The 23,620-nt window shown below is 69.7% G+C and carries 28 protein-coding genes; 9 read left to right on the top strand and 19 right to left on the bottom strand.

Annotated features, from left to right (window positions below):
- Nucleotides 1-7: 7 nt before the first annotated feature.
- The 5 genes from HZF19_RS16765 to glnII form a co-directional block, all read right to left on the bottom strand.
- Entirely contained in the window at nt 8-130 is a 123-nt protein-coding gene (locus tag HZF19_RS16765) for a hypothetical protein (RefSeq protein WP_268962761.1), read from the bottom strand.
- Between the two features lie 17 nt (nt 131-147).
- Nucleotides 148-762, bottom strand: a complete 615-nt coding sequence (locus HZF19_RS04485) for a HupE/UreJ family protein (protein WP_208027555.1) — start codon at nt 760-762, stop codon at nt 148-150.
- A gap of 112 nt (nt 763-874) precedes the next feature.
- Nucleotides 875-1,480 (bottom strand): hypothetical protein, encoded by a 606-nt coding sequence (locus tag HZF19_RS04480; RefSeq protein WP_208027554.1) that lies wholly within the window; start codon nt 1,478-1,480, stop codon nt 875-877.
- A 456-nt stretch (nt 1,481-1,936) separates the two neighbouring features.
- Nucleotides 1,937-3,364, bottom strand: coding sequence for a type I glutamate--ammonia ligase (gene glnA / locus HZF19_RS04475; protein WP_208027553.1), 1,428 nt, complete (start codon nt 3,362-3,364; stop codon nt 1,937-1,939).
- Nucleotides 3,365-3,566: 202 nt separating this feature from the next.
- Nucleotides 3,567-4,568, bottom strand: coding sequence for a glutamine synthetase GlnII (gene glnII, locus HZF19_RS04470; RefSeq protein ID WP_208027552.1), 1,002 nt, complete (start codon nt 4,566-4,568; stop codon nt 3,567-3,569).
- Between the two features lie 203 nt (nt 4,569-4,771).
- Between glnII and HZF19_RS04465 the strand changes: the two genes are divergently transcribed.
- Both HZF19_RS04465 and HZF19_RS17060 read left to right on the top strand, forming a co-directional pair.
- A complete protein-coding gene (locus HZF19_RS04465; protein WP_208027551.1) occupies nt 4,772-6,106 on the top strand; it encodes a glutamine synthetase family protein in 1,335 nt (444 codons plus the stop codon).
- 9 nt (nt 6,107-6,115) lie between these two features.
- Nucleotides 6,116-6,796 carry a winged helix-turn-helix domain-containing protein gene (locus HZF19_RS17060; RefSeq protein ID WP_208027550.1) on the top strand — a complete coding sequence of 227 codons (681 nt, stop codon included), beginning with the start codon at nt 6,116-6,118 and terminating at the stop codon, nt 6,794-6,796.
- Between the two features lie 124 nt (nt 6,797-6,920).
- Here HZF19_RS17060 and HZF19_RS04455 read toward each other — a convergent pair whose 3' ends face one another.
- From HZF19_RS04455 to HZF19_RS04445, 3 genes are read right to left on the bottom strand one after another with little or no spacing between them, the layout of a single operon-like run.
- Nucleotides 6,921-7,079: a hypothetical protein gene (locus HZF19_RS04455; protein ID WP_208027549.1), complete on the bottom strand. Its 159-nt coding sequence runs from the start codon at nt 7,077-7,079 to the stop codon at nt 6,921-6,923.
- Between the two features lie 42 nt (nt 7,080-7,121).
- Nucleotides 7,122-7,475 (bottom strand): RidA family protein, encoded by a 354-nt coding sequence (locus tag HZF19_RS04450; protein ID WP_208027548.1) that lies wholly within the window; start codon nt 7,473-7,475, stop codon nt 7,122-7,124.
- A gap of 4 nt (nt 7,476-7,479) precedes the next feature.
- Nucleotides 7,480-9,024, bottom strand: a complete 1,545-nt coding sequence (locus HZF19_RS04445; protein WP_208027547.1) for a (2Fe-2S)-binding protein — start codon at nt 9,022-9,024, stop codon at nt 7,480-7,482.
- Between the two features lie 69 nt (nt 9,025-9,093).
- On the opposite strand from HZF19_RS04445, the gene HZF19_RS04440 reads away from it, so the two are divergent.
- On the top strand, nt 9,094-10,065 hold the full coding sequence (locus HZF19_RS04440) for a hypothetical protein (RefSeq protein ID WP_208027546.1): 972 nt from the start codon (nt 9,094-9,096) through the stop codon (nt 10,063-10,065).
- Nucleotides 10,066-10,106: 41 nt separating this feature from the next.
- On the opposite strand, the gene HZF19_RS04435 is transcribed toward HZF19_RS04440, so the two are convergent.
- From HZF19_RS04435 to HZF19_RS04400, 8 genes are all read right to left on the bottom strand, one after another.
- Nucleotides 10,107-10,718, bottom strand: a complete 612-nt coding sequence (locus HZF19_RS04435; protein WP_208027545.1) for a GNAT family N-acetyltransferase — start codon at nt 10,716-10,718, stop codon at nt 10,107-10,109.
- Nucleotides 10,719-10,742: 24 nt separating this feature from the next.
- Complete coding sequence (locus HZF19_RS04430; RefSeq protein ID WP_208027544.1) at nt 10,743-11,825, bottom strand: hypothetical protein; 1,083 nt, start codon at nt 11,823-11,825, stop codon at nt 10,743-10,745.
- A complete protein-coding gene (locus HZF19_RS04425; protein WP_208027543.1) occupies nt 11,803-12,435 on the bottom strand; it encodes an ABC transporter ATP-binding protein in 633 nt (210 codons plus the stop codon). The genes HZF19_RS04430 and HZF19_RS04425 overlap by 23 nt, the downstream gene beginning before the upstream one ends.
- A 7-nt stretch (nt 12,436-12,442) precedes the next feature.
- Nucleotides 12,443-13,555, bottom strand: a complete 1,113-nt coding sequence (locus HZF19_RS04420) for an efflux RND transporter periplasmic adaptor subunit (RefSeq protein WP_208027542.1) — start codon at nt 13,553-13,555, stop codon at nt 12,443-12,445.
- A 27-nt stretch (nt 13,556-13,582) separates the two neighbouring features.
- Nucleotides 13,583-14,350, bottom strand: coding sequence for a hypothetical protein (locus tag HZF19_RS04415; protein ID WP_208027541.1), 768 nt, complete (start codon nt 14,348-14,350; stop codon nt 13,583-13,585).
- The gene (locus tag HZF19_RS04410; protein ID WP_208027540.1) at nt 14,335-14,619 is read right to left on the bottom strand and encodes a hypothetical protein; all 285 of its coding nucleotides are present in this window, start codon (nt 14,617-14,619) and stop codon (nt 14,335-14,337) included. The genes HZF19_RS04415 and HZF19_RS04410 overlap by 16 nt, the downstream gene beginning before the upstream one ends.
- Nucleotides 14,620-14,949: 330 nt before the next feature.
- A complete protein-coding gene (erpA, locus tag HZF19_RS04405) occupies nt 14,950-15,270 on the bottom strand; it encodes an iron-sulfur cluster insertion protein ErpA (RefSeq protein ID WP_307781137.1) in 321 nt (106 codons plus the stop codon).
- A gap of 85 nt (nt 15,271-15,355) precedes the next feature.
- Nucleotides 15,356-16,048 (bottom strand): helix-turn-helix transcriptional regulator, encoded by a 693-nt coding sequence (locus HZF19_RS04400; protein WP_208027538.1) that lies wholly within the window; start codon nt 16,046-16,048, stop codon nt 15,356-15,358.
- Nucleotides 16,049-16,087: 39 nt separating this feature from the next.
- Here HZF19_RS04400 and HZF19_RS04395 point away from each other — a divergent pair, with 39 nt between their 5' ends.
- Nucleotides 16,088-17,272, top strand: coding sequence for an Mrp/NBP35 family ATP-binding protein (locus HZF19_RS04395; protein WP_208027537.1), 1,185 nt, complete (start codon nt 16,088-16,090; stop codon nt 17,270-17,272).
- Nucleotides 17,273-17,291: 19 nt separating this feature from the next.
- On the opposite strand, the gene HZF19_RS04390 is transcribed toward HZF19_RS04395, so the two are convergent.
- On the bottom strand, nt 17,292-18,353 hold the full coding sequence (locus HZF19_RS04390; RefSeq protein ID WP_208027536.1) for an aldo/keto reductase: 1,062 nt from the start codon (nt 18,351-18,353) through the stop codon (nt 17,292-17,294).
- Between the two features lie 72 nt (nt 18,354-18,425).
- Entirely contained in the window at nt 18,426-18,869 is a 444-nt protein-coding gene (locus HZF19_RS04385) for a DUF779 domain-containing protein (protein WP_208027535.1), read from the bottom strand.
- A 67-nt stretch (nt 18,870-18,936) separates the two neighbouring features.
- Here HZF19_RS04385 and HZF19_RS04380 point away from each other — a divergent pair, with 67 nt between their 5' ends.
- Nucleotides 18,937-20,226: a serpin family protein gene (locus HZF19_RS04380; RefSeq protein WP_208027534.1), complete on the top strand. Its 1,290-nt coding sequence runs from the start codon at nt 18,937-18,939 to the stop codon at nt 20,224-20,226.
- Here the strand turns inward: HZF19_RS04380 and HZF19_RS04375 are convergent, their stop codons facing one another.
- Nucleotides 20,227-20,988, bottom strand: coding sequence for an acyl-[acyl-carrier-protein] thioesterase (locus HZF19_RS04375; protein WP_208027533.1), 762 nt, complete (start codon nt 20,986-20,988; stop codon nt 20,227-20,229).
- Nucleotides 20,989-21,185: 197 nt separating this feature from the next.
- Here HZF19_RS04375 and HZF19_RS04370 point away from each other — a divergent pair, with 197 nt between their 5' ends.
- The 4 genes from HZF19_RS04370 to HZF19_RS04355 all read left to right on the top strand — a co-directional run bounded on the left by HZF19_RS04370 (nt 21,186) and on the right by HZF19_RS04355 (nt 23,618).
- The gene (locus HZF19_RS04370) at nt 21,186-21,362 is read left to right on the top strand and encodes a hypothetical protein (protein ID WP_208027532.1); all 177 of its coding nucleotides are present in this window, start codon (nt 21,186-21,188) and stop codon (nt 21,360-21,362) included.
- 161 nt (nt 21,363-21,523) lie between these two features.
- Entirely contained in the window at nt 21,524-21,868 is a 345-nt protein-coding gene (locus tag HZF19_RS04365; RefSeq protein ID WP_208027531.1) for a WhiB family transcriptional regulator, read from the top strand.
- Between the two features lie 251 nt (nt 21,869-22,119).
- A complete protein-coding gene (locus HZF19_RS04360; protein ID WP_208027530.1) occupies nt 22,120-22,752 on the top strand; it encodes a TlpA family protein disulfide reductase in 633 nt (210 codons plus the stop codon).
- A complete protein-coding gene (locus HZF19_RS04355) occupies nt 22,749-23,618 on the top strand; it encodes a cytochrome c biogenesis CcdA family protein (protein WP_208027529.1) in 870 nt (289 codons plus the stop codon). Before HZF19_RS04360 ends, HZF19_RS04355 begins: the two co-directional genes overlap by 4 nt.
- The last annotated feature ends 2 nt before the right edge of the window (nt 23,619-23,620 follow it).

Below are 23,620 nucleotides of genomic sequence, written 5' to 3'. Positions count from 1 at the left end.
GTGCGGATCAGGCGAAGCACGTCAGCGCCATCAGGGCCGGTGGCCGCGCCTCGCTCAGGTGGTCGACGAGCGACTCCAGCTCCGCTTGCTGGTGCCGCAGGGCGGTCACCACGTCGGTGCGCTCGCTCATCGCTCCACGGCTCTCACCTAGGGTGACACCAGCAGCAGCACCCCGACGCCGGAGACCAGCGTCCCAGCGGCCACCCTCAGGGCCGAGGCCTTCCGCAGCTGCAGGCCGATCCCCACCCCGCCGAGGTGCAACAACGCCGTGGAGGTCACGAAGCCGGCGACGTAGCCGAGAGCTGCGGTGCCATTTGGTAGCTCGGCGCCGTGCGCGTACCCGTGCAACGTCCCGATCACCGCTGCCACGACGGGCAGCCAGAGCCCCCGCCCGTCGGACCTGATGACGATCAAAGCCCCGAGTGCCACCAACGACACCGCGATGGCGAGCTCGTTGAAGGGAGCCGCGACCTCCACGATCCCTGCCACGCCACCCACGACCATCCCTGCCAGGAAACCCGCCGGCGTCAGCCAGGCGATCCGCCGATCGGGAGTGAGCGCGGCGAGCACGCCCACGGCGACCATGGCCAGCAGGTGGTCGCCCCCGGTCAAGGGATGGGTCAGTCCGTCGAAGACCCCGTGCGTGGACAGACCGGTGTGGGCGACCGCCGGCGAGGCGACGAGCACGCCTGCGGCGACGACCCCGGCGATCGCTGCCACGGCGTGCCGAAGGAGCGGGCGCGACTCAGAGCCGTACGTCATGGGAGCACCCTAGCGAGTCCTCCGGCCGGGGGCCGGGGATCAGGAGCCCGTCGGCGACCTGCTCGGCGGGAGGTCATGGCTCCGCCACGCCCCCCCAGTTCGAGCCGGTGCATCAGCCCGTGAAGCGAGGTTGGGTCACCTGAGCCGCGGCCGGCTGGGCGGTGGTGGACGTCGACGCGGGAGCGGTGGTGGTCGTGGTGGGGGCCGCGGTCGTGGTGGGCGAGGTGGATGTCGTGGTGGTCGGCGGATCAGGCTGGGTCACCTGCAGCCCCCAGCTGCCCCCGAGCTGGCCGAAGGTGTCGTCGATGATCACGACGTAGTAGTCGGTGCCCTCGGTGAAGTCGAAGCTGAGGTTGATGGGATTCGTGTTGCTAGCCGCCGCACAGGTGGGGAGCGGGTCGTTGGGGTCGAAGCCACCTTCCATGACGTACAGGGCGATGTCCGCCGTGGTCGATCCCTGCTCCATGAAGGTGTACGTCCCACCGACCGCGTTCGTGAACGGGATGACCTCGTAGTGCACGCTGACGGGTGTGGTGCTGCCGGTGCAGTTCGGCGTCGAGATGAGGGGCACGACGGGCATCGTCGGATCGCTGTCGTCGAGCACACCGCTGTAGGTGTTGACGGCAGCGCCAGCGGAGCTGGCGAGCACGCCCGCTGGAGCGAGCAGAGCCGCCGTGACCATCAAGGCCTTGAGGCCTCGCTTCGTGTCTCTTCTCACTTCCAGCAGTCCTTCCTGTTTCTTCTCACTTCCAGCAGTCGGGACCTCGGCCCGCTGGCGCCAGGCTAGGTGACGGGACCGAGCCCTGCTGCGCTGAGCCCCCTGTAGTGGTCCACCTGTTGTGCGAGTCCGTTGCCCCAGGATGGGGCGAAGGAGGACCACGACATGGCCAAGCGACGGCGGCATACGCCTGACCAAATCGCTCGGCGGCCCCGATCATCTCGCCGATCAGCAGGAGCTCACGCTGCATAGAGCACACGGGCTTCGGCCAGTACGGCGTCTCGAAGGCGCGCGTGAAATGCCCGGCGAGAGACGAGATCGACACGGCGACCCAGGCGCGCGATGCCCTAGTGGTGGCAGATCTCGTTCGGTATGGACTCGGTGCCCCGCACGGGCGCTTCCGCAGGTGAGGCGCCAGAAACGACCCCTGACCTGCGGAGCGACTGATCCCCCGACCTAGATGTCGTAGTAGAGGGCGAACTCGTAGGGGTGCGGGCGCAAGCGGATGGCGTCGATCTCGTTGCGGCGCTTGTACTCGATCCAGGTCTCGATCAGGTCGTCGGTGAACACCCCGCCCACCTTCAAGAAGTCCTGGTCGTCCTCCAGCGCCCGCAACGCCTCGTCGAGCGATGCCGGCACCTGCGGCACCTTCGCCAGCTCCTCGGGCGGCAGGTCGTAGAGGTCCTTGTCGACCGGCGCGGGGGGCTCGATGCGGTTCTGGATGCCGTCGAGGCCCGCGAGCAGCATCGCCGAGAACGCCAGGTACGGGTTCGCCGTGCTGTCAGGGCAGCGGAACTCGATGCGCTTGGCCTTGGGGCTCTGCGACGCCAGCGGGATACGGCAGGCAGCTGAGCGGTTGCGCTGGCTGTACACGAGGTTGACCGGGGCCTCGTAACCGGGCACCAGGCGCTTGAAGCTGTTCGTGGTCGGGTTCGTGAACGCGATCACCGCGTGCGCATGGTGGAGAAGCCCACCGATGTACCAGCGGGCGATGTCGGACAGCCCCGCGTAACCCGCTTCGTCGTAGAACAGCGGCTCGCCGCCTTTCCACAGCGACTGGTGTGTGTGCATGCCCGAGCCGTTGTCCTCGAACAGCGGCTTCGGCATGAACGTCAGCGACTTGCCCGCCTGCCAGGCGACACCTTTCAGCACGTACTTGAAGGTCATCAGCTGATCGGCCTGGTCGAGCAAGGTCGAGAAGCGCATGCCGATCTCTCCCTGGCCGCCGCTCGCCACCTCGTGATGGTGCAGCTCGGTCTCGATGCCCACCTCGTGGAGGGTGGCGGCCATCTCCGAGCGCAGGTCCTGGTAGTGATCGGTCGGCGGCACCGGGAAGTAGCCCTGCTTGGTGCGTGGCTTGTAGCCGAGGTTCCCGGGCAGCTCGTCGGCGCCGGTGTTCCAGATGCCCTCCACCGAGTCGACGAAGTAGTAGGACTCGTTGGCCCGGGTATCGAAGCGAACGTCATCGAACACGAAGAACTCGGACTCGGGACCGAAGTACGCGGTGTCAGCGATACCGGTCGAACGCAGGTATGCCTCCGCCTTCTGGGCGACGTAGCGGGGATCGCGCGAGTAGCTCTCGCCGGTGACGGGGTCGGCCACGAAGCAGTGGATGACCGCCGTCTTCCGTCGCATGAACGGATCGATGTAGCAGGTATTCGGATCCGCGATCAGCACCATGTCGGATTCCTGGATCTCCTGGAACCCGCGGATCGACGACCCGTCGAAGCCGTGGCCTTCGGTGAAGTGGCTCTCACCGAGCAGCCGAGCCGGGATGGTGACGTGCTGCATGATCCCGGGCAGGTCCGAGAACCGGAAGTCGACGAACTCGCATCCCTCGCTCTCGACCAGCGCGAGGACCTCATCGGGAGTGCGTTCCTGCAAGGCAGCTTCCTTTCCTCAGATCGCTCAGCGCGTTGATCGCTCAGCGCGTGACCACCGCCGGCATCGCACCGGCGCCAGCCCCGTGCACGGCACGGGTCGGAAGGACACTAGCGGCCCCTCCCCACCCGCGCCGCCGGGGTATCGGAGGGGCCGCCGAGGATCCGCCGATCCAGATCGATCGAGCGGCGGGCGTCGCGAAACGTCAGCTCGCCAGCGCGCCGCAGCAGGTCTCGACGATGAGGCGGGTCACCGTGTACGGATCGCAGTTGGCGTTGGGGCGCCGATCCTCGATGTAGCCCTTGCCTTCCTTCTCCACCTGCCAGGGAATACGTACGGAAGCACCCCGGTCCGACACGCCGTAGCTGAACTCGGTCCACGGCGCCGTCTCGTGCAAGCCCGTCAGCCGCCGCTCGACACCCGCGCCGTAGTTCTCGATGTGCTCCGTAGCGTTCTTCCCCAGCGCCTCGCAGGCGGTGATGATCGCGTCGTAGCTCTCGCGCATCTTGTTGGTGGAGAAGTTGGTGTGGGCACCGGCGCCGTTCCAGTCACCAGGCATGGGCTTGGGGTCGATGGTCACCGCGACGTCGAAGTCCTCAGCGATGCGGTACAGCAGCCACCGGGCCACGTACAGCTCGTCTGCCACCTGGGGTGGGGCGACCGGCCCGATCTGGAACTCCCACTGGCCCATCATCACCTCGGCGTTCGTCCCCGAGATGTGCAGGCCCGCGTCCATGCACGCCTTGGTGTGGGCCTCGACGATGTCGCGCCCCCAGATCTCGTCCGCGCCCACACCGCAGTAGTACGGCCCCTGTGGACCCGGGAACCCGCCCTGCGGCCAGCCCAGCGGGCGCCCGTCCTTCAGGAACGTGTACTCCTGCTCGATGCCGAACAGCGGCTCCTGGTCCGCGTACTTCTCGGCCGCCGCCACGCATGCCGCCCGGGTATTGGTGGGATGCGGGGTGAAGTCGGTCAGCAGCACCTCGCACATCACCAGCTTGTCATCCCCGCCCCGGATCGGATCGGGGCACACGAACACCGGTCGCAACACGCAGTCCGAGGCACTGCCCGGAGCCTGGTTGGTGCTCGACCCGTCGAAGCCCCAGATGCCGGGCTCCTCACCGCTGGGGATGATCTTGGTCTTCGACCGCAGCAGCGGTGTGGGCTCGGTGCCGTCGATCCAGATGTACTCAGCCCTGTAGCTCACGAGGTCTCCTACTCACAGGTCCGGTCGGCGTTCCACGGTCCCAGCGCAGCCGACGTTGATTCGGGACGGTTCGCCCGCGCGATCGTGCGGGGTGCGAGCAGGTTCGCAAGACGCTGTTTCCCGGCCTTTTCCCGAATGTGAACGCTATGTGAACACGGAAGGGGCTCGGCCGGGCACCGCGCGACCCGTGTAAACATGCGGCCATGGAACGCCAGCAGGACTACGTGCTCCGAACGGTGGAAGAGCGCGGGGTACGGCTCATCCGCCTGTGGTTCACCGACGTGCTCGGCCAGCTCAAGTCGGTCGCCATCTCCCCGGCAGAGCTCGAGAACGCCTTCGACGAGGGCATGCACTTCGATGGCTCCGCCATCGACGGCTTCAGCCGGGTACAGGAGAGCGACGTGCTCGCCAAGCCCGACCCGAACACCTTCGAGTTGCTCCCGTGGGGCGATCGCGAGGACGTCTCGGCCCGCATGTTCTGCGACATCCTGAACCACGACGGCACGCCGTTCGAAGGCGACCCCCGCCAGGTGCTCAAGCGCAACCTCGACCGGGCCCGGGAGAAGGGCTTCTCGTTCATGGTCGCCCCGGAGATGGAGTTCTTCTACTTCGAGGATGGGGACCCGTCCCACCTCCCGCGACCACTCGATTCCGGCTCCTACTTCGACCTCACCACCGCCGATGTGGCCAGCGACCTGCGCAAGCGCACCCTGCAGGTGCTCGAGGCGATGGGCATCCCGGTCGAGTACTCGTTCCACGAGGACGCGCCCAGCCAGCACGAGATCGACCTGCGCTACACCGATGCGCTGAGCATGGCTGACAATGTCATGACATTCCGGCTCGTGGTCCGCGAGATCGCTCTCGAACAAGGGGCGTACGCGACCTTCATGCCCAAGCCCCTCGCCGGAGTGCAGGGATCGGGCATGCACACCCACATGTCGCTGTTCGAGGGTGATCGCAACGCCTTCCACGAGCCCGGCGACCAGTACGGCCTGTCGAAGGTGGCCCGGGGGTTCATCGCGGGGTTGCTGCATCACGCCGGCGAGATCACGGCGGTGACCAACCAGATCGTGAACTCCTACAAGCGGCTCATCGTGGGCTACGAGGCGCCGGTGTATGTCACCTGGGCTCGCAACAACCGCTCTGCTCTCGTCCGTGTGCCGGTCACGAAGCGAGGCAAAGAGTCCTCCACCCGCATCGAGTACCGCGCCCCTGACCCTGCGTGCAACCCGTACCTGGCATTCTCGGTGATCCTCGCGGCCGGGCTGCGGGGGATCGAAGGGGGCTACGAGCTCCCATCAGAGTCGTCGACCAACGTCTTCGAGATGACCCCCGAAGAGCGCGCCGCCGAAGGCATCCAACCGCTCCCTCAGTCCCTCTCCGACGCGCTCGATCTCATGGAGGAGTCCGAGCTGGTGGCCGAGGCGCTGGGCGAGCACATCTTCGAGTGGTTCCTGCGGAACAAGCGGGCCGAGTGGTTCGCGTACAAGTCCCAGGTGACCCAGTTCGAGCTGGATCGATACCTGCCCAACCTCTGACGGCGACCGATGGAACCGCTGCTGCTCTTCCCGGATCCGGCGCCGCCCGAGCTGGCCCAGGCGCTCGACCTCAGCGGCTACCCGTGGAAGTCGGTCGGGGACGAGAGTGGTATCACCCGCCACGAGCCGCACGACGGTTGGGCGGGAGCGATCGTGTGCGCTGACCGGGACCCGGAGGGCGCGTTCGCCGTGTGCCGGGCGTTGCGCAAGCGGGACGTGCCCCTCGAGCCGGTGCTGCTGCTCGTCAACGGCACCCAGCTCACCGACCTGGAGCTGCGCGACGACCTCTTCGACGACTTCTGCCTCACGCCGTTCCATCCACGAGAGCTGGAAGCCCGACTCAAGCATCTGTTCTGGCGTACCGGGCGCGGTACCCGCCCGGAGCTGGTGGAGTACGCCGGGCTGGTGCTCAACCTCGAGACCTACCAGGCCGCAATCGATGGCCGCCCGCTCGATCTCACCTACATGGAGTACGAGCTGCTCAAGTTCCTCGCCTCCCACCCCGGCAAGGTCTTCACCCGTGAAACACTGCTGTCAAGGGTGTGGGGCTACGAGTACTACGGCGGGGCCCGCACCGTCGACGTCCACATTCGCCGGCTCCGAGCCAAGCTCGGGGAGGAACACGCTGGTCTCATCCAGACTGTGCGCTCGGTCGGCTACCGATTCGGTCAGAGCCGCTGGAACGTCTGATCCTCCGTTGGCGACCCGCCCCTCCGCAACTGTTCACCCGCACGCGGCTAGCGGCCGCGGATCCATGAACAGCTCGGGAGGGGGGGAGGCGGGAGGGGGAGGGACGGGGCTGCAGCTCAGCGGGTCAGCCGGCTAGCTCGAGGTACTCCGTGCCCTCGTAGTGCTCGTCGACCTCTGCCTTCAACAGCCAGCCGAGCACGCCGGCCAGGACAGCGGAGCTCATCAGCACCAACACGGGGATTACCACCACGAGGATGACGACGATCGCAACGGCGCCGATCACAGGGCCATCATGGCCGATCCCGCCGCTGCGCTCCAAGACCGCTCAAGATCGGGGCCGGTAGGCCCAGGCCTCGATCTCCACCAGAGCGAGCGCGGGCAACTCCACCACGGCGACAGTCGAGCGAGCCGGCCGGGTCTCCCCGAAGATCTCCGCGTAGGCCTCGTTCATCAGGGCGAAGTCCCGCATGTGGCGCAAGAAGACGGTGGTCTTGACCACGTCCGCGAGCGACGCCCCCTCCGTGGCGAGCAGCGCAGCGATGTTGTCGATCGCCTGGCGGGTCTCGGCGGCCACCCCGCCGGGCACCATGGCGCCGTCTCTGACGCCCACCTGACCCGAGACCACCAGCAGGTCGCCGGCACGCACGATGGAGGTGTAGGGACCGATGGGCGTGGTCATCTGGTCATCGTCCCACACCGCGCCCGGTAGGCCACTCGGGCGGGCATCCCTGTGCGAGCCAGGCCGCAGCGGCCACCGCCGCGAACACCGCATCGGACCCGTTGACCGGCTCACCGCCATCATCGTCGATCTCGACCTCCACGGGCGGCGTGTCGCTGGCTCGCAGCACCCCGAAGGAGCGGATCGTGAGATCGTGTGGCTCGCCCTCCTCGTCGACGGCGATCCCCTCCGAGGTGACCCACCCGAGCGCCATGTGGGCCGCGCCAATGCAGTAGGAGCGCAGCACGATCTCATCGAGCGGGTCCCCACATCGGACCCGCACCCGCACCCGACCGTCCGGCCCGAGCTGCGCTTCGGCTTCCGCTCCCGAGGGTGACCGCACCGGCTCCACCCGCCCGCGGGCCCCGGCGAGCAGGACCGCCGCCTCGGCCCAGCCCGCGGCCCGCAGCGCGACCGAGGTCGGCGGACCCGGCACGGCCACCTGCTCGACCTCCAAGCCCGGCGCCAGCGCCCCGATCCGTTCCCGGATGCCCGGCGTGGCCACGACCCGCACCACCCCGGTGCCGTCACGGCGCACACCAGCCGCGATCGGTGGCCGCTTGGGGCCGCGGCGCACCACGTCCTCGCGGGAGAGCAGCACCCGCACCGCCCGACCGTGCTCGTCGGCGAGGCGCCGGGCCACCGCGGCCACCTCGCTGGCGAGCTTGCCGCCGAACGCGCCTCCGTTCGCCAGCGGCGACGCGGGCTCGCCTCCCGGCAGACACCACGACGCGTCGGTCTCCAGATACGCAGGTTCGACCCACGTGGTGCGCAGGGTCACCTCCCAGTCGCCCGGTGGCACCTCGAGGGGGTGGTGCAGCCCTGCGGTGGTGCGGCGGCCCTGCACCTTGCCGCCCGCGCGCCGAGCCTCGGCGAGGGTCTCGCCCAGCGCCCACCCGCCACGCTGATCACGCACGGCGACCAGCGCGCCCGCCGGGGCGGTGTCGTCCGCGAACCCGCCCTGGCCGAGCGACACCTCCGGGGCCACCCGCTGAGGCGTGCCGCCCTCCAGCTCGGCTCGGCGGGCGGCCGCGGCCAGGTCCCGGCCCTCAGGGGAGGCCGAGCCGAACGCGGCGTAGGCCTCGACGATGGTCTGCCAGCCGGTGCAGCGGCACAGGTGGGCGGCGAGAGCCCGCTCGATCGCCGCGCGGTCGCCGGCCGGGACACCCTTGCGGCGGAGCGACTCCAGCCGCACCACGATGCCCGGGGTGCAGAAGCCACACTGGCTGCCCCCCGTGGCGCAGAACGCCTCGCCCCACGCCAGGCGATCGGCGTCGGGCAGCCCCTCGACCGTGGTCACCGAACGGCCGGCCACCCGGCGCAGCGGGGTCACGCACGACACCCGCGGGGCGCCGTCCACGAGCACGGTGCAGCAGCCGCACTGGCCCTGCGGGCTGCAACCGTCCTTGGGAGCTCGAACCCCGAGCCGGTCGCGCAGCGCCTCGAGCAACGAGCAGTCCTCGTCGTCCAGGGTGACCTCCCGGCCGTCGACCAGGAACGTCACCCCCATGCCCGCTGCCCCATCGCTCCGCCCGTGGCGCGACCATTGCTCACCGGAGCGAGGATAGGTTCACCACTCGTGGCTCCCGAACCGCAGCGCCGCCGCATCGCAGGAGGCGTGGCCGAGCCTCGGGTCGGGCCCCGGGCCGAGCCCCGGCGGCTCAGCAGGCGCTCGTTCCTCGCCGGCTCGGCGGGCCTGGCGGTCCTCGCCGCCTGCGGGAAGACCGGGGAATCCCGTCAAGAGGGAACCGTGAGCCTCGAGCCGCTGAGAGAGGGCCAGCGCGAGCTGGTGGCGAACTTCGAGTTCCGGGGCGGCTACCTCGTGGCCGGCACCGAACAGCGGCTGACCTTCGCCCTGGTCACGAGTGACGGCGCACGGGCCACGGACGTGCCGGACGAGCTCACGTTCCACGTGCGGGACGAGAGCGACCAGCCCGTCGGGGAGCCCGTGCGGGTGGCTGCGCACCGCGACGGCGTGCCGTACCCATACTTCCCCCTGCGCACCACCTTCGCCACCCCCGGCCTCTACCAGATCACCGCCGACATCGACGGTGGCACCCGCCGCCAGGCGGTGCAGGTGGACACCGCCGACCAGGTGCCGCTGCCCCAAGCAGGCCACCAGATGGTGCCGGTCGACACCCCGACGCCGAGCGACCATCGCGGGGTCGAGCCCTACTGCACCCACGAGCCCCCCTGCCCGCTCCACGAGCCGACGCTCACCGAGGCGCTGGCCGCCGCCGAGCCCACGGTGCTGCTGGTGGCGACGCCACGGTTCTGCACCAGCACAGCCTGCGGGCCGGTCCTGAATCTGCTCCTCGAGGAGGTCGGCTCACGTTCGGGGGTGCAGTTCCTCCACGCCGAGGTCTGGGCTGACGCGGCCGCCACGGGCGATCTGGCCACCGCCACGCTGGCGCCGGTTGTCGACGCCTACGGGCTGGTGTTCGAGCCGTGCCTGTTCGTCGCCGACCGCTCGGGGGTGATCGTCGAGCGGCTCGACAACGTCTTCGACCGCCAGGAGCTCCGCCAAGCGCTCGACCGGCTCACCGGGTGACCCCCAGCGCTCGCACGCGGCCGGCCACGCTGTCCCGACCTTCACGGCTCACGGGGATCCGTGAGCTCGAACTGGAAGGGCCCCGCCTCGACCATCACCCTGCGTTGCGAGAGCCTCGCTCGGGCATCCTCGAGCCGAGCATCCCGCCTGATGGTGAAGATCTCGAGGCTCCACCAACGGTCCATCGTGAAGAGGTACTCCGGGATCGACCCGACGTGTTCGGCGAACCGCCGCAACGCCGCGGCAACGGACGGGAGGTTGAACTCGGGCACCTCGACGAGAAGTTGGCGGAGAGGCCACGTGGCGAACAGGTAGTCGATGAAGAGATGGATGGCATCTCGCAACGCCCTGGAGCCGCTATAGGCGGGAAACGCCACCACTGCGAACGACGCGTGAAGATGCCGGTGGTTCGCGTCGTAGCAGATCAGCCACGCCACACGTTCACCCGACTGCTGATCGACGGCAAGGTGTTGGACGAGAACGCCCGCCCAGAGCGATTCCTGGAACTCACCAGGAGAGACGCTGGCCCCCATCGTCCGCCAGCGCTGCGCGACGAGCGGATCTTGCACGAGCGCCCACAGGTGCGGGACGTCGTCCGGATCGACAGCACGAAGCCGCACCCGTTCCGTTGCCACCATCTCCCCGATCGCCATACGGCGGCTCCTTGCTTCTCGCTCTCACCCTCGCAGCGCTGCGATGACGCGGCGCTCGGAGATCGCCATGGCCCCGAGTGCGACACCGGACACCCACGCCGCGACGATGCACGCACCTATCAGGACGTATCGGATCGCGAGCTCCCGCGGAACTGGCGGTGGCCGATCCAACACTCCAGCGAACGCCACCGCAGCGACCGCGGCTGACCACGCCCCGATCACGAACGCCTCCAAACCGGCGACCGTCGCGGTGCCGGCCCGCCCGAAGCCGACGAGCCGGTACACCGCCAGATCCGACCGCCGCAGGATCACGTACAGCACACCGAGCAGGGCCGCCCCCACCACCCCGATCGGCCAGAAGTCGGCTCGTCGTGCCGCGGCGCGAACCGCATCGGAGATCCGCACCTGGTCACACGCGACACAGCGTCGCAGCCAGTCACTGATCGCCATCGGAACAGTGGCGTCGAGCGACCGGTCCGGGGCACGCCACACCGCCGGGTCGAGGCCGACCACACAAGTGGTGGCCCGGAACTCGGTGCTCGGTACCAGCACGGCGCGCTGGTAGGCATGCAGCTCACCGGGCAGCGGCACCACGCGTGCGTACCGCTCACGATCGTCGATGAGCAGCACGGACCCCGAGCGGAGACCGGCTTCCTCCGCGTAGGCCGCTCCGACAAGCACCTCATCGCTCCCGGGTGCGACCCCGAGGCGCCGTAGCATCCCTGCGGAGACGTCGTAAGCCGGCACCGGAAGCGTGAGGCCACCTCGAGGCGTCACCGAGCGCGATGCCGATGCGGCACCGCTCCAGCGGATCACCCCGACCGGGTTCAACCAGCCCACATCGCACTCCTCGGCCCCGATGGTGGGGTTCTGCGAGCGATCCGACGGATGCAGCTCGTAGGTGAGCGTGCCCATCTCGACCGCCTCGATGGTGTCGCGGATCGCGGCGCGATCCCCAAACAGCATCGGGCCTACCGACACGGTCAGCATCCCGAACAGGCCCACTGCGAGCAGGAGGGTGGTGAGCCGGTTCGCGCCCACGTTCGCGAACGCCTCGTAGCCGACCTGCGGTCGCGGCGGCCGATCAGGACTCGACCAGGCAGCCATCGCGCAGTTGGAAGACCCGATCGGCGACGTTGCGGATCGCCGTGTCATGGGTGGCGACGATCACGACTGCGTCGGAGGTCGCGGTTCGGAGGGCCTGGAAGACCCCACGGGAGGTCGCGTCGTCGAGCTGGCCGGTGGGCTCGTCCGCCAGCAGGACGGGGGCACCTCCAGCCACCGCACGAGCGACGCACAGCCGCTGACGCTCACCGCCGGACAGCTCGGCGCTCCGGCGATCACCGTACGCGCCGAGGCCGACATCCGCGAGACGCTGGCGGGCGAGCGCCATGTCGGCAACGGTCGGGACACCGAACGCGCGGATCGCCACCAACACGTTGTCGAGCACCGACCGGGACGAGAGCAGGTTCGTCTGCTGGGTGACCCATGCGACGGCGGGGCGGTTGGGTGAGCGCGGGGCCGGGCGGGTGATCGTGCCTGCAGCGGGCTTCAGCAGTCCGGCGATGAGCCACAGCAGCGTCGACTTCCCCGCTCCGGATGGCCCCATGATCGCGACCAGCTCGCCCAAGCGCAGCTCGGCCTCGTAAGGGCCGAAGCAGCGGTTGGCACGCCGATACGTGAAGGTCACTCCGTCGAGGTGGACCGAGCCGCTCATGGCCCTCTCAGCCCGAGCATCGGAACACCCGCGGGTCCGGCGAGACGAGGATGCGATCTCCCGGTGAGATGCCCTCGACGACGGGGCGGCCGTTCGCCTCTCCGAGTGCGTCCACCGCTCGGGTCTCCCGGCGACCTTCCTCGACCACGACGACGCACTGGCGGCCCGGAACACCCAGAAGAGCGGTCAACGGCACGACGGCACCTTCGACCGTCTCAGGCAGTTGCAACACCAACGAGTACGAAGCCTCCTGGGTGCTCTCGGCCTGCACACCCCCGGTGGCCCGTGGCCCACCAGCGTCCGGCGCCGAGCCACCAGCTCCCATCGCCGACTCCAGGTACCGGCCCGGATCGCCGACGACGTCCTCGAGTGGCGGCTCCATTCCCGGCACCGCGGCACCGTTGAACTGCTGCACCCGGTACCTGCTCCAGTCATCGCGTGGCAGCTCGCTGCCATCCGAGAGCATGACCCGAGCTGCCGCGTGGGCGCCGACGGCCGCACCGATGATCTCCGGCACGGGCATCCCCACCTCCAGGACCGAGTCCGCCACGACCATCTCGTCCACGGGGATCCACACCAGCCAGCTCGGCTCGAACTGGTAGTTCTGGCCGGGGTCGTCGCCGAGCTGCCGCCAGAGCCGGTCGATCCCCTGGACCAGCTCCCAGCCGGCCTGGCGACCGACGACCGAGGGGTCGACAAGCCCGAGTCGCGACAGGAGCTGGCCGAGCATCTCCACGTCCGGGCCCGATGCCCCTGGGCCGATCGGACGGTAGAAGGGTCGCTCGGTCGCCGCAGCCAGCACCGTGCGACCGTTCACCTCGAACAAGGGCGCACCGGTGCGTATCGTGGAGCCTGCCTCGATCGACACAGCCGTGACCGTGCCCGCCGTGCCCGGTGCCGTGCGAAGTGTGGCCGATCGACGCCCGGAACTGACGAGGCTCGCGCGAACGGTCTTCGGCACGAGAGCCTCCTCGACGACAAGGGTGTCCAGGCGTCCCGGGCCAGTGATCGCTCCGACCGCGTTGGTGTCGACGCGCAGGACGATCACGATCAGCGCCACGAGGACAGCAAGCGGGGCGAGCAAGGGCACCACCCCGCGAGCGAACCGGGAGCCGAACATCAGGTGACGAACGAGGCCGGACAACGTCTACCGGAGCCGCTCGGAGCTGAGCTGCGCTGCCTCGGCCTTGTTCGCCGTGTTGATCTTGCTCGAATAACGCTCATGACACGCGACGAGTGCCTTCGCGGTTGTGTCGTCCAGGAGACTCGACTGGCCCATCTTCACCTCGTTCAGCGCTTCGAGCATCGTCGGCGTTAGCTCATCGAGGCTCGACGCCTCGACACCCGCGTCCGCAGCGCACTCCAGCATGGCTCGTACCCGCTCCCGCAACTCGTCCATGCTGGGAAGGTTCTGGCGATCCCAAGCGGTGCTCACGAGCGCGTAGTGCTCCCCGTAGCAGCGGACATAAGCAGGGTCGAAGTAGGGATTCGAGTCGAAGGGGGTCGGCCCGTCCGATATCCGGACCACGCCGAAGTCGGGACCGTTCTGCTGCTCGTCCCAGCCATGGTCCTTGACCTCGAAGCCGGCATCGCGCAGGCAAGCGAAGAACGCCTGCACTTGGCGCTCCAGCTCGAAGCGCTCCACCTTCTCGTCGGCCATCGCGTCGAGCTGGCCTGCCGACGGGCGAAGATCATCCGGTACGGTGATCCCCGCCGCGGCGGCCTGCGCCCGCAGGTCCGCCTCGATCGCCTCCGCGGAGCGTGCTCGCCCGCCCTCCCCGGAGTCGCCAGCCGAGGCTCCAGAGCCCGAACAGCCCGCCGCGAGCGCCACGACCGCCGCCACCATCACGAGAGCGGGGGGATACCCCGGACCGACTCGCTTGGCAGCCGCTCGGATCCTCAACAGAAGTCCCACCAGTTCCGCTCGATGCAGTGGCTCGTCCGCCCGGGACCGACCCGACCCTCCTCCTTCCACTTCCCGCGGAACCACGTCTTGTTCTTGAAATCGCGGTCAACCCGTTCCGAATCACCTGCCGTGCCGAATCGGCACCCCGAGAACGCGGATCCCCAGCCCTCGATGAACGAGCCATCCGGCAGGGTGCCCTCCCAGCCGCCGGTGTAGTTGCAGACCTGCCCTGCTTGCCGCGTGTAGTCCATGCGGTCGATGTGCACGCCTCCGCCCACGGCAGTGGTGCATAAGCCCCCACCTGCAGGCAGTCCGATGTTCGCGATGCAGTTCGTTGACGTCGCCTGAGCCGGTGCCGGTGACACCACGCCGACCGCCCCGATCACCACACCGACTGCACCCACACCCTGGGCAACACGCCGCGAACCTGTAGTACGGCCTCTCTTCATGACGGAGTCTCCCTCCCATGCATCCGAGCAGTCCCTCGGATGCGGTCTCATCGCCTCGTCGCCAATGAATTTATAGCGACAAGGTACTAATACCAGAGAGAGAGAGAGAGAGAGGTCAAGGACCTCGCTGGTCCAGTCAGGGGGCGACGGGGCGACCCGTCAGCTGAAGGACTGACCGCAGCCGCAGGTGCGCTGGGCGTTCGGGTTGTTGATCGAGAACCCCGCCTCCTGCAGGCCGTCCTTGTAGTCGAGCGTGGCCCCGGTGAGGAGCTGCGCACTGGAAGGATCGACCACCACCGTGACGCCGCCGTACTCGGCGGTCAGGTCGTCGCTGTCTCGCTCGGTGTCGAAGAACATCTCGTAGCTGAAGCCCGAGCAGCCGCCCGGTCGCACCGCGACGCGCAGCATCAGGTTCTCGTCACCCTCCTGGGCGATGAGCTCCTTCACCTTGCCTGACGCACTCTCGGTGAGGGTGATCACGATCGAGCCTCCTGGGATCGTCTTGACGGGAAAAGGATACCGGCGCCGCGATCGGCGCCGACCCGCACCCGAGGGCACATGGCCCTCATCGGCGGACCACCTCCACCTGGCAGGGCGTGCGGTCGACCAGCGGGTGGAACTCGGTGACCTCGGCATCACCGAGTTCGTCCACCAGCCCCTCCACCAGCCCGCAGTGCACGGAGCACACGAGATCGGGATAGGACTCCGCCAGGGAACGGAACGGGCAGTGGGCGAACGCCACCGTGGCGCACCCCTCACCGTCGACGACGGCCGGGTCGAAGCCCAGCCGGGCCTGCTCGATCATCAGGGCGTCGATGGGGTCGGTGCCGGGCTCCCACCGGCGGGCGTCAGCCCGCCCCTGGGCCCGGGCGGCATCCGCGAGCTCCGAGCCGTCGAGCCCGGCATCGGCCGCGGCCTGCAGGAGCACCCCGGTGAGGATCGGGTAGGGCGAGGGCTCCAGCCCCAGCGACGGTGCGCCGGGGGCGAGGGAGTAGCGGTGCTGGGGCCGACCCACCCCACCCCGGGCCTCGGTGTCGACCTGGAGCAGCCCCACCTCGCGCATGCGCTCCAGGTGGGGCCGCACGGTGTTCACGTGCAGGCCCAGGATCTCGGCGATGTCCGCGGTGGCCAGTGGGATGGGCGAGCGGGCCAGCTCCAGGTAGATGGCGTAGCGGGTGTTGTCACCGAGGGCCTTGAGGATGTCGAGCCGCGGGGCGCGCGGATCGGTCAGGTCGATCTCCGGCCCGTCGTGGCTCACACCGTGAGTTTACACGGTCGAACCCGTTAGAATCTCGGTGTGGCCGCTGCTCCCCTCCCCACCGCGGACGAGGTCCTGGGCCTGCTCCGGGGCGTGATCGACCCCGAACTGGGCAGCGACATCGTGGAGCTCGGGATGGCGAAGGGAGCCGACGTCGGCCCGGACGGCACCGTCACGGTCACCCTGGCCCTCACCACCGCCGGCTGCCCCTTGCGGGCCCAGATCCAGCGTGACGTCAAGGCCCGCCTCGAATCCCTTGCCGGGGTGCGATCGGTGAAGCTGGTGTGGACCGAGATGACCTCGGAGGAGCGCTCCGCGGCCATGGCCAAGGCTCGCTGGAACGTCCGAGAGCGCGCCCCCGACACCGAGATCCCTCCCACGACCCGGGTGCTCGCCGTCGCCTCCGGCAAGGGGGGTGTGGGCAAGTCGTCCGTCACCGCCAACCTGGCCGTCGCCCTCGCCACCCGAGGGTTCACGGTCGGCGTGCTCGACGCCGACATCTGGGGGTTCTCCATCCCCCGCATGCTCGGGGTCGAGGGCCGGCTGCAGGGCAAGCCGGGCGAGAAGAAGATCCTGCCGCACGTGCAGCCCTGCGGTGAGGGATCGCTCAAGGTGGTCTCGATGGGTCACCTGGTCGACGACGAGGAGACTGCGCTGATGTGGCGGGGCCTGATGCTCAACCGGGCCGTGCAGCACTTCCTCGAGGACGTGTCGTGGGGTGAGATGGACTACCTGCTCATCGACATGCCGCCCGGCACCGGCGACGTTCAGATGGGACTGGCCCGGATGCTGCCCCGGGCCGAGATGATCGTGGTCACCACCCCGGCCCGCAGCGCCCAGAAGGTGGCGGTGCGAGCGGTCAGCATGGCCCGCAAGAGCTACCTGCGCGTGGTGGGGGTGATCGAGAACATGAGCAGCTTCGAGTGCGAACACGGCTCGCGCTACGAGCTGTTCGGCTCGGGCGGCGGTGCGCAGCTCGCCCACGACGCCGGGATCCCCCTGCTCGGCCGGGTGCCGATCGAGCCATCTGTCGCCCGGGGCGGCGACGAGGGTCGACCCGTGGCCCTCGGCACCGGTCCGGCGGCGACGGCCTTCCGGGAGATCGCCGACCGCCTCGTCGAGGACTACGTGCCGCCGGCCGACATGGCTGGCTGCTCGGCCCGGATGCTGGAGGCCGCCCTCGCCGCGCTCGACGCCCCGGCCACGGAAGCGACGAGGACCTGATACCCGCCAGGCGGCGGGGTCAGGCGTCGGAGTCAGCGAAGTCGACCACCTCGGCCCCCACCTCCTCCGGCGCCGTCTCGTCGACCGGTGCGGGCCCACTGGGCCGGCCTGCCCCCCGGCGGGCCGCGAGCAGCCCGGGAAGGGCGGCAACCCCACGCACCGGTCGGAAGCGGTCGCTCTCGTCGGTCAGCCAGGCATCGTCGTCGTCGCTCAACTCGAGATCGGCTGCCTCCGCGTTGCGCTCGAGCTGCTCGACGCTGCTCGCCCCGGGGATGGCGACGACGTTCGGCCGCCGAATCACCCACGCCAGCGCCACCTGGGCCGGGGTGGCGTCGTGCGAGCGGGCGACGGTACGCAGCGCGTCGATGAGCCCCTGTGCCATCTCCAGGTTCTCCGGCAGGAACAAGGGGTTGCCCGCCCGAGCGGAACCGCTCGGGGGGTGCGAGGCGTCGTAGCGAGCCCCGAGCAGACCTTGGGCCAGCGGGCTGTACGCGATCACCAGGCGATCGTGCTGCTGGGCGTAGGGCACGACCCCTCCGTTCCGGTCGGGCTTCCGGCAGGCCAGGCTGTACTGGACCTGGTTCGTGAGGACCGGCGAGCCCAGCGCCCGCTCCGCCCGCCGCCACCACGCCACGTCGAAGTTGCTCACCCCGACATGGCGCACCAGACCGACATCGAGCAGGGCCCGCATGCCCCGCATCGTCGTGGGCAGCGGCACCACCGGGTTCGGCCAGTGCACCTGGTAGAGGTCGAGGTGGGAAACGCCGAGGCGCCGGGCGGACTGCACCCCCCGCCATTGCACGACCGGGGAGATCGGCAGCACCGGGAACACCTTGGTGGCCACGAACGCCTCGTCGCGGCGCCCGGCGATGGCCTCCCCGACGATCCGCTCGGAGCGACCCATGCCGTAGATCTCGGCGGTGTCGATCAGGTTGATCCCCAGGTCGAGAGCCCGGCGCACCAGCTGGCCCGCGGTGGTGCGGGCGTAGTCCTCGCCGTAGCCCCATTCCGCCGAGCCGAACTGCCAGGTGCCGAGCCCGATCACCGACAGCCGCACACCCCCGGCCTCCACGTACCTCATGCGATCGAAGCCTAGAGGCGAGTGAGCCACGCTGCCGGAGCGAGCACCGATCCGCCCGCCCGACTCAGCCGGTCAGCGCAGCTTCAGCCTGCGGAACTGCTCGGGCAGCTCACCTCGCACGTGCGAGCCCGGTGGTGAGGTGGCCAACAGCCCGGGGCCGTCGGGCGCGACGGCGCACACGGTGTCGGATCCGGTGTCGACGCCGTGGCCGCGCAGGAACAGCCGGCAGTCCCACTCGGTCTCGATGGACATCGACTCCGCCGGGCCGTCGTGGACGTCGATCACCACCCCGTCGTCACCCGGGTACATGGTGCGCAGGTACTCCGGGGCGTACACCGGCACACCGGCCACCTCGCCCACCACCTCCTGGTCGGGACCGGGCCAGAAGTCCTCGTAGAGGAAGGGGGCGGTCGACTCACAGCAGCCGGTGCCGATGGTGATCGTGAGCGAGCCCGGCCGAGCGGCCTTGGCCCGCTCGACGATTTGGACAGCCCGTTCCGTCGCGGTGACCTGCATGTTCTCATCGTATGGCTCTCGAAGCCGCGATCGTCCGCCCACCGACCCTCGCCTAGCGTTTCGACCGGTGCCCTACACACGCCGACGCTGGCGAGCCCTCCGCTGCTTGGTCGCGGCCGGCCTCACGCTGGTCACCGTGAGCTGCGCGGATCTCGACGGGCGGGAGGTCCGCAGCGACGCGGCCCGGGCCATGCTCGATCAGCGAGCGGTGGCCCCGACGGTGGAGGCGCTCAACGCCTTCGCCGCCGACCTCCACCGCCAGCTCGCGCTGCGTGGTGGGAACGTCGCCGTCTCGCCGTACGCGGTGGCGATCTCCCTCGCCCAGGCTCGACTCGGCGCGGCCGGACCCACTCGGGACGAGCTGGACCGCCTGCTGCACACCGGACCGGGCAGGGGGCTCGACGACGGCCTCAACACGCTTCGATCGGAGCTGGCGCAGCGCAACGGCGAGCGCGCCAGCGACGTCCGCTGGGGCTCGATCGAGCTCCGGGCCGCTGGGTCGCTGTGGGTGCAGCTCGACACCGATCCTCGCTCGTCGCTGCTCGACGACCTGGCGCGCTACTACGAGACCGGGTTGCACTCGGCCGACTTCCGATCCAATCCCGACCGGGCCCGGCGCATCATCGACCGCTGGGCGGACTCGGCCACCGGCGGCCAGGTCACCCAGATCCTCCCGAAGGGCAGCATCAGCGAGTTCACCCGGTTCGTCGTGCCGAGCGTGGCTTCGCTGCGGGCGCCATGGAAGACGCGGTTCGATCCGCAACGCACCCGGCTGGCGCCCTTCACGACCGTCGACGGTCGCACGGTCGAGGTACCCACCATGTCCACCACCAGCACGAGCGGGTTCGCCATGGGCCGCGGCCCGGGGTGGGAGGCGCTGGCGGTCCCCTACCTCGGTGACGAGCTGGCCATGATCCTCGTCGTCCCCGACCAGGGAGCCTTCGATGCCGTCGAGCAGTCGCTGGACGGCGAGGCGCTCGGGCGCGTCATCGACAGCCTCCGATCGGCCAACGTCGAGCTGGAGATGCCACGCTTCCACGTGGCCGGCACCATCGAGCTCGAGCCAGCCCTCGTCGCCCTGGGACTCCGCTCGGCGTTCGCCGAGGGCGCGGACTTCTCCGGCATCACCGGAGACGAACAGCTCTCGATCTCCCGAGCGGTCCACCAGACCGTCGTCGGCGCGGACGAGCAGGGCACCAACGGGGATGCCGTGACGGTGTTGCGGCCGTCTCCGGCAAGCCCCCCAGCGGTCGCGCCTCGCACCGTCAGGGTCGACCGAGCGTTCCTCTTCCTGGTCGTGGATCGGGACACCCGGTTGGTGCTGCAGATGGGGCGGGTCGTCGATCCGAGCGGTTGATCAACCTGCGAGGGGCGAGACCAGCCCGGTGAGGTGAACCTCGCCGGTGCGCTCGTCGAGGGCCCACATGGCCAACCCACCGTCATCGAGGGCCACCGTCGCCAGCGAGATCTCGGCGCCCCGCTCGATCGGCGCCCGGTACTCGAGCTCGGCTCGATATGGGGGGCGGAGCTCGGGCCGACCGGCCAGCACCTCCTCCACGGTCGCCCAGCTCGCGGCATTGTTCACGTGCCCCAGCGGATCGAAGTCGCAGAATCGCAGACCCCACGGTCGCCTGCCCGCGACGTCCGGCACGTGGGCGCGATGGCGGAGCCGGGCGGTGACCTCCCGACCCGCGGCGGTGGGCCCGTAGAGGTCGAGGAACTGCCCGTCGAGCGGGATCGGTCGGCCCGATGACAACTCGACGTGGACCCACAGCGTGGCGGCGTCGATCACCGCGCCCCGCTCACCCCGCACGGCTATGCGCCGCTCGGCCCACCGGCTACCGATTCCGGAGCAGAAGGTGGTCAGCTCCAGCAGCTCCCGGAACACGGCTGGCTGGCGGACCTCGAACACGGTGCGCCGCACCACCCACGCCAGGTCGTCGTCGAGACCGGCGTCGGCAGTGTCGTCGCTGGAGACGTCCTGGAGGAAGCAGGCCAGCGCGTCGAACCGGGCGCGACCGGCGGGGCTGACGTCACCGAACCGCACCAGCCGCTCGGCCCGGTACACCCGGCCGGTGGTGGGAACGTCGACCAAGCGGTCAGCACCGTGCTCGCGCATCGGGCAGACCGTAGCCACCGGTCTGCCACCTGTTGGGCCGCTCACGCCACTGAAGCGCCATGGCCCCGACATCGGAAAAACAGTTGACGAACCCTCGGCGCCGTGGTGCGATTGATCGGCGCAGGTAGCTCCTGCGACACGGTCACCGATCGGGGTTCGGCTCCGAGCCCGCCACTGCGAGAAAGAACACGGCAACGATGAAGCGCTCGACACCCGACATGGCAGGCCGGACGGCCAACGCCGTGGCGTCGCGCGCTCGCGCCGGCATGTTCGCCTGCCCCGCCCCGTGGTACGGCACCGGGACCGCGAGCATCGACGTGACCGTCTTCGGCCACAAGCTCGACCCCCAGCGGCTGGAGGAGACCTCGCAGTAGCCACACATCTGCGAAGAAGGATCGCTCCGAAGGCCGCCGGGAAACCGGCGGCCTTCTTGCATCTCGGAGAACCGTTGCACCCACGCCTGACTGCACCGACGCACCTGACACACACCGCCACCGCCGAAGAGGCCGGTGGTTCGACGAAGGGGAAGGACCACATGCTCGCCCAGCTGAGCGGGAGCATCATCGAGGACTGGTGGGGCGAGGCCCGTTGCCGTGACGGCGAAGCCTCGCTCGCGGCGGTCTTCTTCTCGGAGGAGCTGCAGGACATCGCCCGAGCGAAGACCATCTGCTCGGAGTGCCCGGTGATCCTCGAATGCCTCGAAGGCGCCATCGCCCGCCGCGAACCGTGGGGTGTGTGGGGTGGGCAGCTGTTCCTCAACGGCAAGATCCTGGCCACCAAACGGCGTCGGGGACGCCCCCCGAAGCACCCCCGCCCGGAGGACCAGCTGCCCGACATCCCGGTACCGGCACACCTCCGGACGCACCTCCGGACCGCCTGATCGGCACCGATCCGGCCGGCTCGAAGGCGCCATCATCCCGGCGCCGGGCGAGATCCCCCACCCGGAGGCCGACATCGGGCCATCCCACACAGCCCGGGTGACAGCCCGAGCGGCTTCCCCCTCCGCTCGACGTGCGATCCCGGACCTGTCGATGGTCCCCGCCGACAGCGGAGCGGCCCGCCCTCCCCCCGGGGCGGGCCGCTCCTGTCGTGCGTGTTCCGCAGCGGTGGCGGTACCGTCGGGCGCACCCCATGGATTCCCCCCCGACCGAACGGAGCCACGCCACAGACCCCCCGGCTCCAGACACCGGGCGTGCTCGCCGGGCCCGCATGCTGTGGTGGGCGCTCGCCCTCGCCACGGTGCTGCTCGCCATCGCCACCGTCGCGGCATTCACCGCGCCGGGAGACGGCGGGGTGACCCGCCTCGATCCGAACGCACCGGCGCCCACCGGTCTGGCAGGGCGGGAGGTCACCGGCCAACGGGTGCCGGACGAGTCGTTCGAGCGCTTCGACGGGGGCACCGGTTCGTTCACGGACTACGAGGGCGCACCCCTCGTGGTGAACTTCTTCGCATCCTGGTGCACCCCGTGTGTCGACGAAATGCCCGAGTTCGAACGGGTCCACGCAAGCCTCGGCGACCGGGTGGCGTTCCTCGGGCTGAACGTCACCGAGCAGCCCGCCAGCGCCCGGGCACTCATCGCCCGCACGGGCATCACCTACGACACCGGGCGCGACCCCACCGGGGATCTGCTGCGGGCATTCGGTGGGGTCGCGATGCCCACCACGGTGTTCGTGCGAGCCGACGGCACGGTGGCTCGGGTGCATGCCGGGAAACTCGACGCCACCGAACTCCGGCGGATCATCGACGAGGAGCTCCTGTCGTGATCGACGCGCCGGTCGCGTACGCGTTCGGGGTCGGCATGGTCGCCACTTTCAACCCCTGCGGTTTCGCCATGCTGCCGGCCTACGTGTCGTACTTCCTCGGGCTGGAGAGCTCCCGACCCACCACCGACGATCCTCCGCAGGCGAACGTGCTCCGAGCGCTCGCGGTGGGAGTGGCGATGACCGCTGGCTTCCTGGTCGTGTTCGGACTGCTCGGCATCGTGCTCGATCCGGTCCTCGACGCGGTGCAGGAGCGGTTGCCGTGGCTCACGATCCTGCTCGGTGCGGTACTGGCCGGGCTGGGCGTCGCCCTGCTGGCCGGCCGGACCGTTTCCCTCAACCTGCTGAAGATGGCGAGAGGCGCCGATCGCCAGGAGCTCTGGTCGGTGTTCCTGTTCGGCATCTCGTACGCCCTCGTGTCGCTGTCGTGCACCCTACCCACCTTCCTCGCCGCGGTCGCCGGCGTGTTCGACACCGCCAACGCCGCCTCCGGGATCGCGGTCTTCCTCGCCTACGGGCTCGGCATGGGACTCGTGCTCATGGTCCTGACGCTCGCCACGGCGCTCGCCCGGCAGGGGATGGTGCGCCGCATGCGGTCGTTCCTCCCGTACGTGAACCGGGTCTCCGGCGCGCTGCTCCTCCTTGCAGGGGTGTATGTGGCGTACTACGGGTGGTACGAGCTGCGGATCCGTTCCGGTGCCACCGGCGGCGGCGCCGTGGCCGGCTTCGTGTTCGATCTCAACGCCCGGATCAGCAACTGGATCCAGCAGGTGGGGCCGGTGCGGATCGGGCTGCTGCTCGCCCTGGCGATTGCCGCCACCGTGACCGCCGCCCTCGCCCGGCGGTCACGGGTCGACCAGGGGTCGTAGCG

Source organism: Rhabdothermincola sediminis (genome assembly GCF_014805525.1).
GTDB lineage: Bacteria > Actinomycetota > Acidimicrobiia > Acidimicrobiales > Acidimicrobilacustridaceae > Rhabdothermincola > Rhabdothermincola sediminis.
The sequence above is the reverse complement of the archived record's forward strand: the minus strand, read 5'-3'. Positions and strand labels throughout refer to the sequence as shown.

Bases quoted from the DNA above. Each gene is read 5' to 3' on its own strand.
- HZF19_RS04370 (WP_208027532.1), top strand. From the start codon at position 21,186: ATGAAGCGCTCGACACCCGACATGGCAGGCCGGACGGCCAACGCCGTG.
- HZF19_RS04360 (WP_208027530.1), top strand. From the start codon at position 22,120: ATGGATTCCCCCCCGACCGAACGGAGCCACGCCACAGACCCCCCGGCT.
- HZF19_RS04375 (WP_208027533.1), bottom strand. From the start codon at position 20,988: ATGCGCGAGCACGGTGCTGACCGCTTGGTCGACGTTCCCACCACCGGC.
- HZF19_RS04385 (WP_208027535.1), bottom strand. From the start codon at position 18,869: ATGCAGGTCACCGCGACGGAACGGGCTGTCCAAATCGTCGAGCGGGCC.
- HZF19_RS04465 (WP_208027551.1), top strand. From the start codon at position 4,772: ATGGAACGCCAGCAGGACTACGTGCTCCGAACGGTGGAAGAGCGCGGG.
- HZF19_RS04390 (WP_208027536.1), bottom strand. From the start codon at position 18,353: ATGAGGTACGTGGAGGCCGGGGGTGTGCGGCTGTCGGTGATCGGGCTC.
- HZF19_RS04435 (WP_208027545.1), bottom strand. From the start codon at position 10,718: ATGGCGATCGGGGAGATGGTGGCAACGGAACGGGTGCGGCTTCGTGCT.
- HZF19_RS16765 (WP_268962761.1), bottom strand. From the start codon at position 130: ATGAGCGAGCGCACCGACGTGGTGACCGCCCTGCGGCACCAGCAAGCG.
- HZF19_RS04450 (WP_208027548.1), bottom strand. From the start codon at position 7,475: ATGACCACGCCCATCGGTCCCTACACCTCCATCGTGCGTGCCGGCGAC.
- HZF19_RS04420 (WP_208027542.1), bottom strand. From the start codon at position 13,555: ATGTTCGGCTCCCGGTTCGCTCGCGGGGTGGTGCCCTTGCTCGCCCCG.
- HZF19_RS17060 (WP_208027550.1), top strand. From the start codon at position 6,116: ATGGAACCGCTGCTGCTCTTCCCGGATCCGGCGCCGCCCGAGCTGGCC.
- HZF19_RS04485 (WP_208027555.1), bottom strand. From the start codon at position 762: ATGACGTACGGCTCTGAGTCGCGCCCGCTCCTTCGGCACGCCGTGGCA.
- HZF19_RS04365 (WP_208027531.1), top strand. From the start codon at position 21,524: ATGCTCGCCCAGCTGAGCGGGAGCATCATCGAGGACTGGTGGGGCGAG.
- HZF19_RS04430 (WP_208027544.1), bottom strand. From the start codon at position 11,825: ATGGCTGCCTGGTCGAGTCCTGATCGGCCGCCGCGACCGCAGGTCGGC.
- HZF19_RS04425 (WP_208027543.1), bottom strand. From the start codon at position 12,435: ATGAGCGGCTCGGTCCACCTCGACGGAGTGACCTTCACGTATCGGCGT.
- HZF19_RS04445 (WP_208027547.1), bottom strand. From the start codon at position 9,024: ATGGGGGTGACGTTCCTGGTCGACGGCCGGGAGGTCACCCTGGACGAC.